Genomic DNA, 12,036 nt, shown 5'->3' on the forward strand with positions numbered 1-12,036 from the left:
TATTTATTGAAACCGTTTAATAAAGCAAAAGAGGCTTTGCGCGAACGGTAATGATTCGACCGCAGACTTAGCTAGGCAATTTACTAGAGATCGTTTTACTCTAACGGTCTCTAAATTGGTCTAACTGGATTTATTGCTCATAACCTTAGCCAGGAAGTGTTTACTACCTCGTATAGGTAAACTATTAATAGCGTTCGATATTAATTTCATAAATTAGTGGAGTGCAGCTTTGACGCTGCTCTTTAGTTAATTGTATTTTTGATGAAAAATCTGGTTGATAAAGAATCGTTCGTTTGCTTTCGGCTAAAGGTACTGAAAAACTATAGTGATAAATATTCTTTTGAAGGGGGCCATATTCCCGTACCAAACTATCATTTGCGCAAATATATTCCTGATTACTTTTATATTCGTTTCCGAATTGATCTTCGAGTTTCAAGTTAGGTTTACATTCCGTGAGATATTCAAATACAGGATGTTGAATTAAATTCTCGGTAGTAATTTGTACCGAAACATTTGTAGGTTGTAAGTCTGTTGGCGTTGAGACAACACTTCCCTGACCATATTCAAGAGGTTGTTTAGTTTGATTGTGTAAAAGTTGAATACTAACTTTTACATCGCCACATTGACTTTCTATTGCTCCATTTGACCAAATTATATATTCATGTATAAGCTCTGGATCTATATCATCTGACGGTTTTGGGAGCTGCGCATCAGTAATAAGAAGTCCACCCTCTCCATTTCCTAACGGCCCCGTTCCTGTTCCTCCTAAGCTTACCCCAGCAGAATAATTACCATCTTCTCCACAAGCTGCTAAAAATAAAAAGCTTAAATAAATTAATTTATGATAGTTTGGCATTTTGATTTTCAAGTAGAACTAATATCATCCGAAGTTGATGTAAAGAGAGATTCGTTAATGTAACATTAGCAAATCACTAGAAAGAACAAAAAGATTGAGTGTGGATTATAACCTAATTCTAGAAGATCTTAGCACTAAATGGTCTTAGATAAAATTATAGAGGCTCAATGCCTCAAAATTGAACATAGTTCATATAATATCGGATAAAGGGGAGATTGAAGCGATCTAATAAATTCATTTGAAGGGTAATTATCTTAACGATTAGAATGATTTCATTTATATTTATAAGCCTGTTAATATGGTAATCCTACAAATTTATGGCTGATGTACCGTGAGTGCTTATTGTATTGAATAACTTAGGGGATTTTTTAGATATTCTAACAGTTTATTAAGTGCATGAATGGCTTTGAGCTGTAGATGCGGCGAATAATGTTTAGGCAAATACAGCTTCTCTTTTATTGGTCTCGTGTAAAAATTTAAATAAAATCGATGGCTTGCTGATACTTTCAGGACAATTTAATCAGTGCTTATTGAAATCAAGTATTACACCGCTTTCGTATATTTCAATTTTAGATATCAGTGATCATACAATAACTATTATTACTACAATGCAACAACAGTACAAGCTTTCTCAGTCAGACGTATAATTTGAAGAAAACCGCAATTATGATCTGTGAATTTTTATCACGGGGTGCGTTTGAATGAAATTGCAGATAAGCTTTCTATTACCTGGGGAACCTATTTTAAATATATTATGAAAAAATGAATTTTAATTTACACATTGAATCAATGTACATGTTGATGGATATTAATTTATATTTCAAATAGATAAGTCGGATAATCTAAATGAAGAACCTTAGTTTGAATGCATGCGAAGTTAGTAACAAATGAGTTTGTAGCCGATGATAACAGAAATTGAACATGATTTGATTGGGATGATTTATGAGGCTTCTTTAAATGCTAAATGGGAAAAAGTTTTAGCTGCGTTGGTTGAATATATGGCATGTAGTGCTGGTGCCTTTATCGCTTTTGACCAACTTGATTCTCATGCAAACTTTACCCATATTTATAATTTTCCTCAGATATTTATTAATAGTTATCAGGATGCAGAAATTAGAATACTGGATATGCAACTGCATCAAGCGAAATATAGAAATGCTGGTGTGGGTCATGTATTGGCGCTAGATGGAACTGCATACGCTAAAATGCCAGGTTCAAATGAATATACTTTTTATGAACGATGTATGAAAACTAGTGGCATGAGTTATGTTGCAGGTATGTTGCTTGAGGATGGTAAACATCGTTGGACTTTATTTGCAGTTTACCGTCGACCTGATCAGCCTTTTTTTTCAGAAATAGAATGCTTGAAACTAGAGCGTTTCTCTACTCATATTCGGCGAGCCTTGCAAATGAATCGGCAATTTAATCTATTACAAGTTCAAAAAACTGATTATACAAGGGTTTTAGATTTTTTAAGAGTGGGAGTTATCCTAATTGATAAGTATTATAACTCTACTTATTCTAATGCTTTGGCTGCTCTTATTTTGGAAAAATCAAAAGTATTATGGTTGGATCAGTTCAATAAATTAAAGACTAAAAGTTGTTTTCAGGCTCAACTAAACACGTATATTTCAAGTGTATTCTATGAAAACTCGAAACAATCACAACATGACGATGTGGGAGGTGTAATGGTCTTGTACGAGGAAATTGAACAACCGAAGCTAAAGCTGAGTATTGCCCCATTTTCTTCACTCGACCTTATCCATGCTACTCAACATGATTATATTGATAAAGCAATTATTTTTATTACTCCTGCTTACCAGCAACAACAGCTTCCTTTTACTTATTTGACAGAAGGTTACCAATTAACAAAGCGAGAAATCGCAATCTGTGAGTTATTTATTAACGGGTATAATTTAGAAGAAATTTCAAGGGAACTATCTATTAAGATTAGTTCTTTAAGAACCTACTTTAAATACATATATGAAAAAACAGGGTGCTCATCTCAAACTGAACTAATGCATTGGTTGATAGGAATTGCCTTTAATTTTGAACATATAAGTTAAATACTATCCTAAATTTAGGATAGTATTGTTATAGTAATCCTTACAAAATAACTATATTAAGGGATATTTAACGGTGAATTAAAATGTCTGGTGATATAAATTTATATATCATGTTAGAAGTAAGTAAAGGGGTAAGTTGTGGGGGAACAGGAACAGGAAAAAATAAAGAAGTTTTAAAGTAAGTTTGAGGAGTGATAATAGAAAAAATCTAAAATTTATGGTTTTATCTAATGATCTAAATTTAAGCTATGGCGCAAATATAAGGTTTTCCTAATTGGGCTGCTCCCAGTATCCTAAACGCGAAACAGCCTCATTTTGAAGATGCCTCAAAAGCTTCTAGGCTAATTCCCTCAAGATCCAAACGACGTCTGTTTTGATTATAAACTATATAATTAGACACATTTGTAAAAATCATTTCTCTGAATTAGAGGGTCTGTATCTAAACGTGATATCGATTATGTAACAGCAAAAATCTATGTAGCAAAGTGCAAAAAGAAAGGGCCTATGTATAATCTATCTATGCGATAGGAAAACTATTTGGAACAATGGTATTGATTAGTTTCTAAGTCATTTGTGCGATGTGTATTTTAAAATAGCAAATTCATGAATTTATTAAAAATTTTAAATTCAAATGATTACTTTACGACCTGTTAGGTGTAGATCATTTATAGATTTTGTTTTAAATTATTTTTCGCACCAGATTCTTGGGCTGTGGGGCTTTATTTATAAGAGCTTGGTGCGCCATATTTTTTTATTTTTATCTTACAAATGAGCCATTTAAAATGTATATTAAGAAAGCAGGTAAACCATCTACCGCTGTTTTACCTGTTTTCAAGAACTTAGAACCACACTCTACTTATATCCATTCCTGAGTGTGGTTTTTTTTATTCCAAAATTAGAAAAGCAATAGAACTTCAGATATGATTTGAAAAATCATTGAATAGTTTCGACAAAGTTAAGGCTGGCATTCAATTATTGCTAATTTTGAATTTTGCCGACTAAAATTTACTGATAAATACTGTATTCATCAACTATTGTAAACTTAGATGGTCAACTATCTTTTCTTACACTTTGAGCGGGATTCACGTGCTGTTTCCCTCAGACCGTCGACCACCTGCCAAGGTAATGGTAATAATTGATTAGCTAGGTAAAGTATTTGCCGGAACACCCTCTTAATATGGATATTTAAATAGAGTTCTTTCATCAATATGATCATGAAAGAACTCTTTTCATTTGATTACTGCTTTCTACAAGCTGTTTGATCAATATAAATAGTTGGCCTCACTGACATACCAACACGTAATTTGTTTATATTTTTTTGGTTGGGAGCAAATTTAATTCGAATTGGCAAACGCTGTACAATTTTAGTGAAGTTTCCTGTCGCATTATGAGGTGCAATTTGAGAAAGACTTGCCCCACTTGCCATTCCTAAACTTTGTACATTTCCTTGAAAAGAGGTGTTAGGCAGTGCATCTACCTGAATCGAAACTTTTTGACCTTCACATATTCGCGACAACTGCGTTTCACGGAAATTTGCTTCAATATAAATTGACGATAGAGGTACAATTGTTAATTCTGTTTTACCGGTCTGCACATAACTGCCAACACGAACATGGCGTTGATGAACGAAACCGCTAATTGGCGCTGTAACGCGGGTATAGGTTAATTTCAATTTTAACGCATCAATATTGGCTTCAGCTGATTCAATAGCTGAATTGGCTTTCGTAATATCTGCCTGAAATACTGATATCTGTTGCCGATTCGCAGTTACAGTTGCCATATTTCTTTTAAGTTCAGCTTGATGGCTTTGCACTTGTGATTCTGCTTGTTGTTTTGCTTGCAATGTACCCGATCCATCGGCTGCTAAATTTGAAAAACGCTGATAATCCTGTTGTGCCAATTTTATATTGGATTGGTCAATTTGCACATTTGCTTGGGACTGCTGAATGAAGCTATGCTGTTGTTGGATAAGCGATTGAATTTTTTTAATATCGGATTCACTACTGTGTTTTTGTGCGAGGGCATTTCTTAATTCGACTTGAATATCTTGATCATCAATTTGAAAGAGTTCGTCACCTGTCTGCACAAATTGATAATCCTCAATGTTGACATGCTTTACGAGTCCAGAAATTCTAGGTGCAACCTCAGTTGGATCCGCTCGAATATGGTGCATGTATGAATCTTATTCACCTGCCTAGTAAAGCTCCATTTTAAGACCTTCAATTTGCAGTCCAAGAGATCGAGGTCTGCCAATACAGGCTAAATGTAAACAGAACTTAAACGCTGATAATGCTTTACCCTCTTTAATTGAATAAAGTTGGAGTCGGACATAATTTTCTTGAGTCGTTGGATGCTCTGTTTTATTTGATTTTGCTAGTTTTAACAATAAAGGCTGCTTCTTGCTATCTAACAATTTAACTAAGTCTTGCCCCAGTAAATGCCAAAATTGATGAGGAAACAGGTCTTTTGCAAAAGAGTAAAATAATTCTAGTTGATCGATATTCTTCCATCGATAATGAATACCTGTATGAGAAATCGTAACACGACTTAAAAATGTCTTAAGCACTGCTTTGATTTGGTCTGGGTTCTTTTCAAATTCATTTTGAATTTTTTCAAAGAAATATTTTATAACTGTGCGTTCTTCAGCAGTATCAATCATTGCCGGTTTTAAAGGACTTTTTAGCAGATTCTTTTTTTTGAAATCAAATAGTCTAGGATTACCTTTTTGAGACTTGAGTTGCCCTAACTGTTTTGCATTCTCATACCAGTAGTTAACCAGTTCGACGGGTAAACTCATCTCTCTTGACACTTGATCTGCATCATCATGAATTTCCAGTAAATCTAGGCATTTATAAAATAATGTAAATGAAACTTTGGATTCTTTTGTTCCTGCGAAGTATCTAAAAAAATCATGAGGCTGATTAGATGAAACCTCGCTCAAAATATTATCTACATTACTTTTCAACCAGCCACTTTGATCATTGAGTAATTGCTGACTTAAATGAATTGAATGTTTTTCGAAATTGAAGGGAGCAGAATCTCTTGCTGAGTCTAAGAATTTGAAAGTAGATGAATAACCCATCATCTTCTTTGCCAACTGATTATCAATGTCTGGGTGGTATTGAAATATCTTATACCCAGCAATCAGATAGCTCAGATGGATATAACTTTTGAATGTTTCGGTAGGATCAATATGACCAAGTAGATGAGCAATGATAAACCAATGATTTTGACCATGCGTATGACGGAGTATCTCATTTCGAATGGTTTGATATTCATCTTCAGTATAATCCGTCAGATTTTTGACCAGTGGAGAATAATGACAGTTGAGAACAAGGGCTAAGTGATTCGCTGCGGTGTGTCGAAAAGAATGGAAAGAATAATCATGATCTTTAAAAATCCCATTCATAATCATTCTGAAAGGTGGGGTCACAGTATACTTGTTTAACTTACTATTTTGATTCCAATTGCGAAATAAGTATAAATTTTGATGATTGAGCAATCGCTGTTCAACCACATAGTTATGGAATAGTCGATACTCATCAGCCTTTAATAGGCAATAGACGGGCACTTTACGCTCAGCACTGTCGGTTTTAAGTTGATGTAAGTTGCCTAGCTTCTTTGAACCATAGGGTTGAATCCATATAGATAGGTCAGTTAAACCTTCAATATCACGTACACGTAGACCTAGTATTTCATTAATACGCATTCCTGTTCGGTACGCTATGATATAAATAATTTTTAATAACTTATAGTCGTTTTCCTTGATATACGCATCTGCAAGTAATGCATCTAACTTATTCATAAATGCCTGATAAGTTAAGAAACCAATGATTCGAGCTCTAGGCCTATTTTGTATGGTGATTGATTCTAATTCGAAAGAACTAGCTGAAAAAACTTTTTGTTGAAAGCTATGGAAGCGTTTCAACATCCTGAGCGTATGACCACTAGATTTTTTAAACTCAGGCTGACTTGTCTCATTTGCAAGTCGAGTGTTAGTTGTGATCTGCTGGTAGATATTAGCAAGTATCGTGTTCAGATCATCTTCGCTATCAAGATATTGTAAAGAATGAGTCAGCCAAGGCTCTGCAATCCGAGTGTAATATGTATAAATAGAGCTATTCGCTAAAGGCTGATTTTCTTGAAATGTTTTTTGAAATTGGATTGCACAAAATCCCCAATATTCAGAGAGATGCTGAATATTTTCGGCTGTTGGTTTATAAAGGCTAATCAACCATAACGCAATACGTTTGCTGTATTCATTAAATGTATCAGCATGGTCTGTACAGTAGTTGATGATTAGTATTTCAATACCTTGATCAGTTTGTGTTGTCCGAATCAATTTTAAAAGATCTTTATGAATCTTTATCACATCATTAACAGTTTGCTGAAGATCTGAATTAGAGCCGGGCTGATCTACAAAAGATGTTGATTTTTTAACATTGGGTTCTGTAACAGTGTCTTGTGGATACTTAAATTTTGGATGTAGAAATCTTTCAAATTCTATTTCTGATAAGCCACAGGTTGCAGTGTTTTCAATCAGGCATTGTGACAGTGCAGGATCAATATCAACTTTGGGGAGTTGCATCCAGTTAAAATTTCCGTAGTCACGCAATAATTTATAGGTTTTTGAATTAAATGATAAATTAATTTTATTAAAAATAAGCTCTAAATAATTCTCTACATTCAGATTTACTGTGCGAATATTTCTGGTATTAAAATGAATTAACCATAAGCGGGTAATTTGATCTGGAATAAAATTTCGCGACTTACGAAGGGTTTTTTCATCAATAAAGAGATCTCCATAGGAAGGGGAAAGGGGTTCTAAAAATATAATGTTCAGATCTTCGATTTTTCTGATTTTAGCTGGATCTTTGAGATGTTCTAGCAACGCGTCTAAAGAGAATTTTTGATTTAAGCCTGCGTAAAGCATCGCAGAAATAATAATATTCCCAATGATTTCATCATCAGAGAATGTTTTGCTATTTTTTGCTAAAATCCAATAGTCCCAAAGTTTATCAACAATTTTATCGATCTGATGTCCCTTTTCGATCCAGTCCATGCTGAAAATGGGCTGATCACGCACCATGTCAAATGTCAGACTTGGTAGAGGTAAACTTTCACTACGATTTAAATTGATTTTCTTGATGTATGACCGAAAAAATTCATGCGCATATTTTTTCCATGCCAAGCTTGGAGCTTTGCGTTTAATAAATTCATAAATTGCTGGATAGAAGGATTCCAGTTGCTCTTTTTGTTCCAAATCTTGTTCTTGGAAATATTGAATTAGCTCCTGTTCTACATCTGCTCGAAGCTGCTTTTCCTGATTAAGTCGATCTTGTTTCCTACGTACTTCGGCATAAAGTGATTTCGCTAACTTAGTTCTTTTATTGGATGAGGACATCGAGTTCAATACCAGTAATATTAAAATGATCTTTCATTTGCTCAAGCACATGAGCAATACTTGAATATTGTGAAATAGATAAGCTGGAATAAGGATGAGCAGCTTCTTGTTGCATTGGTTCATGACCGAATAAAGCTAAAATTTCAGGTTCACTTATTTTATTACTAAGAAAAGCGCGAGCCATATGCCGATGCCAGTTTGCATGTTCTAAACCGAACTCAGGGTGGAAGTTTTTTACAATAGATGACCTTAAGGGTTGCCATTGACCGTCTTGAATAATATTTAACAGTGGCAGTTCACTCTCTAAAATTTTCTGAATATATTGTGGGATTTCGGGCTGAATAGGACTCATTTGGGTTTGAAAAAAATGCAGAAAACTGATGAATTTTTGTAATTCTTGTACAACACACTGAGCCAATGGAATTAAACGTCCATTGCCTTGACGCCCACCTACCTCTTTATCAGAAACCATGACTATTCGTCTTTTTAGGTTAAAGTTTTTTAAGAAACCTGGAAATTCAGCAACGGGTCGTGCAGCTGTAAAGAGTAATAAAAAATGCCACATCCAGATATTATAGTGATTAAAGATTGCTATCCAATCATCTTCTTTTTGTGAAAAAATTTTGAATTTGAGTATGGCAAAGATATCTTTAATCACTCTTGGTGTAGGGGCTTTTCTGCTCCCAAAGTTTTTTGTTGAAACATATCTAATATACTGATATTCATTAGATAATGATTCACATAACTCTTTTAAAATCGAAATATATTTAGTCTGTAAAATCTGGGTATTTTGATGACAATAAGAAATTGAAGAGGACTTGTTAGCATCAATCCCTGTAAGTAGGTCAGCAAGCTGTTTATTTCCAGTCCGTTGCAAAATAGTCTGGTGTAAAAGAGAGTTTATTTTTATCAATGATAGTTTTGGAATATAAAGTTTAGCTCTTAGCTGTTTTAAATATTTGTTAAGTTCATCTTCGTTAACCTGCTCACCATTACGTAGGTAGTCAATAAATGAATGAGGGATTGGAATGTCTAAATAAATCGTTTGATTGAGTAAGCCCTCAGGATAGGCAAAATCTTTATTTTCAAAAATTGAAAATTTAGTACGCAGGAAATATTGCCCGTTGTTTTGAATGATCTTTTGGCGAGAATTTAAAGCTTTAATACGTTTATTTTGTAGATACAACCACTCTTGAATTTTATTCCCAGTTAGAAAGGATAGCATCAGGATAAGTGAAACCTTAGCATTTTTATTTTGTGTGTAATCATCATATAACTGATTAAGTAAGGCACTGACACTTGTCGTATTGGGAAATAGATTACTGTATGGCAGCAAATGTTCTTTTCGTTGAATATGTTTTGCAACTAGAGGTAGTACATAGCTCTGTACAGATTCTGAATATGCGGCAAGCGGAGTAACATTTATGGGATCTACATATATTTGACGTTCATCTTGCTCATCTAATTGTTGTTCGATATTGAATGCTTTAGATTTTTGCCCTTTTATTATTTCTGAACTTTCTACAATCAACTGATTTTCATCTAAAAATTCATGTTGTAGTTGAGTATTAATGCTCGCTTTGGCAATTTTTGCCTTATTATTTAACACATAAGTAAATGTGATACGTAGATTATCCAATAGATGTTTTTCAAAATCATTGGATAGCTCTGTATTATTCAAACTACTCAAATATTGAACAAATTCAGCTAAAGAAAGTGTAGGATCTTTAAGATGCTTTTCCCAAAGAAGCATGTATTCGCGAGAGGTTTGATATTCTTTATCAGAATTCAGAACTTTATTGGCCATTCGAAAGCGTTGAAATATTCGTTTTACAGTATTGAAATGTTCACTGTGATCTTCTTTAAATATTTCGGGTCTAAGTTCTGGAAGAGCAATTAAATAAATTGCTGCCTTAATTATTAAAATATTCCAGACAAAAGCATTTTCTTCTGACTCTGTTAATTGTGCAATTGAGTTCACATACCAAGTGACGGGTGTTGCACTAACAGTATTTTTTCGAGATGAGACCAAGGCAGTTGGTCTGGCAGTAACTGAATTGGTTTCTAGATCGAAGCTAAAAAGATCAAGATTAAGTCCCTGTAGATATTGATCGGTTGGTTGCGAAGCTAATACATCTGCAATATATTGAATATGTTCTTCGCGATTAAGCTGTTCATCACCAAAAAGTTTTTCCAGTGTTCGTTTTAAGGATACCTGTTGAGCATCATCTGAGTTTTTATCATTTAAGCTCACATCGGTCATTATTGTTGTTTCCATAAAAGTTCTGTTGAAAGAACCAGACCAGAGTCGTTTAAAAGTTGTTGAGCAATTTGACTAGTTTGTTCGAGTTGATTAAGCACATTTTGTCTTTCTTGAAATATAACTCTATTACGGTAATTCAACTGATTTCTTGTGTACGAGACTAGTTTTGCAAGCAGATCTAAGCTCATGCTGCTATGAGGTTTGAATGATTTTTCCTTGTTCAATATCAAAATTGCTTCAGAAGATATATGAGTGTTAATTAAATTCAGGAGTTTTTGAGGGTTCATTTTATTTAAATTATGATGAAAAGAGGGTAAAAATCCCAAAAACTCTGAACTAACCATACGTTTTAGTAACTTAATTTTTTCTTCATCTGAAGGGAATGAATAAACTAGCAGCTTGATATTTTTGGGTATATTTTGTGAAAAAGATAAATGCCACATAAAATCCTTCGCAATGGTATAGCCAGCTATATTGGGATTTTTCCATACACTGAGTACAGGACAAGACGTCAATATTGATAGATCAGCTTTTAAAGATTTGAAGGCTTCTTGATAACAAAGATAAATTCCTGCAAAACTAGGATGTATACTAATATTCATTTTATTGAATTTTTTGCATATTAATTCTTTGGGAAATCCAAATTTTTCATTAAAATCAAAGGTTTTATTCATATAAATTAAATTTTCCAAAAAATGAGTTATTTGATTATCAAATTCAATTGGTCAAAGAGGCATGTCTTAAGTTGTAAGATATTTTGACTCTTCAAATTTAAAGTCTTTAATATTTAGGAAATACTGACTAATTTATGTGGATGATAAAGAAACCTAAACGTTAGCCTTCAATGATCCCAATCTCCTAGATAGAATAAAAATATCACATTAAGTCTTTGATAAAAATGAAATAAATAGTTATTCTAATTGTGATTTATATATAAATATTAAGCATATAGACTAAAAGTTGTAATAACTTTAAATTATTTTCGATACAAAAAATTACAATTAAGGGCCATCTTGGATAAACTTTTATTGAATGAGCAATCTCCGGATTGACTCAATACCACCTTAATTTTATTATGCAATTGCTGGCCTACATTGCCAGTCGGTTTTAGCAGACCGTATTCATCTAGCACATGACATTTATATTTTTGGATATAAATTGAGTGTGGGAATCCTCTCGTCCCCCTTTTTTTCTATGGTAGGACGGAAGGGGGACACCTTCGGGTGTGCTGATTCCTAGATGATCAGTCTGCTAACCCCTTTTCGTTCTGCCACCATTATTTAGCAGTAATTGGTAGAACTTCTATAAAACATCTAGGAGTTTCTCATGCTGTATCCATCTTTTCTGATTTTTGCCTCGCCACCTGTTCAACCTTGTTGTGCTTTGCAACGAGGACTATACGGCTAATTTAATTTTTAGGCTGTATTAAAAACTTTTAACAAGAACA

General features: G+C 33.7%; 6 protein-coding genes. 1 reads left to right on the forward strand and 5 read right to left on the reverse strand.

All coding sequences use genetic code 11. From position 1 onward, the window contains the following. Positions 1–184 precede the first annotated feature (184 nt). The gene (locus IAE19_RS16325; protein ID WP_200461958.1) at positions 185–856 is read right to left on the reverse strand and encodes a hypothetical protein; all 672 of its coding nucleotides are present in this window, start codon (positions 854–856) and stop codon (positions 185–187) included. A 902-nt stretch (positions 857–1,758) separates the two neighbouring features. Between IAE19_RS16325 and IAE19_RS16330 the strand changes: the two genes are divergently transcribed. Next, positions 1,759–2,922, forward strand: a complete 1,164-nt coding sequence (locus IAE19_RS16330; RefSeq protein ID WP_200461959.1) for a helix-turn-helix transcriptional regulator — start codon at positions 1,759–1,761, stop codon at positions 2,920–2,922. A gap of 1,237 nt (positions 2,923–4,159) precedes the next feature. On the opposite strand, the gene IAE19_RS16335 is transcribed toward IAE19_RS16330, so the two are convergent. From IAE19_RS16335 to IAE19_RS16350, 4 genes are read right to left on the reverse strand one after another with little or no spacing between them, the layout of a single operon-like run. Beyond that, on the reverse strand, positions 4,160–5,095 hold the full coding sequence (locus tag IAE19_RS16335) for an HlyD family secretion protein (RefSeq protein ID WP_200461960.1): 936 nt from the start codon (positions 5,093–5,095) through the stop codon (positions 4,160–4,162). A gap of 21 nt (positions 5,096–5,116) precedes the next feature. Further along, positions 5,117–8,326, reverse strand: a complete 3,210-nt coding sequence (locus tag IAE19_RS16340) for a tyrosine-type recombinase/integrase (RefSeq protein ID WP_200461961.1) — start codon at positions 8,324–8,326, stop codon at positions 5,117–5,119. Then, positions 8,310–10,589, reverse strand: a complete 2,280-nt coding sequence (locus IAE19_RS16345; protein WP_200461963.1) for a hypothetical protein — start codon at positions 10,587–10,589, stop codon at positions 8,310–8,312. Before IAE19_RS16345 ends, IAE19_RS16340 begins: the two co-directional genes overlap by 17 nt. Beyond that, positions 10,589–11,263: a hypothetical protein gene (locus tag IAE19_RS16350; protein ID WP_200461962.1), complete on the reverse strand. Its 675-nt coding sequence runs from the start codon at positions 11,261–11,263 to the stop codon at positions 10,589–10,591. The genes IAE19_RS16345 and IAE19_RS16350 overlap by 1 nt, the downstream gene beginning before the upstream one ends. Positions 11,264–12,036: the final 773 nt, after the last annotated feature.

This window comes from Acinetobacter sp. S40 (assembly GCF_016624705.1).
Taxonomy (GTDB): domain Bacteria; phylum Pseudomonadota; class Gammaproteobacteria; order Pseudomonadales; family Moraxellaceae; genus Acinetobacter.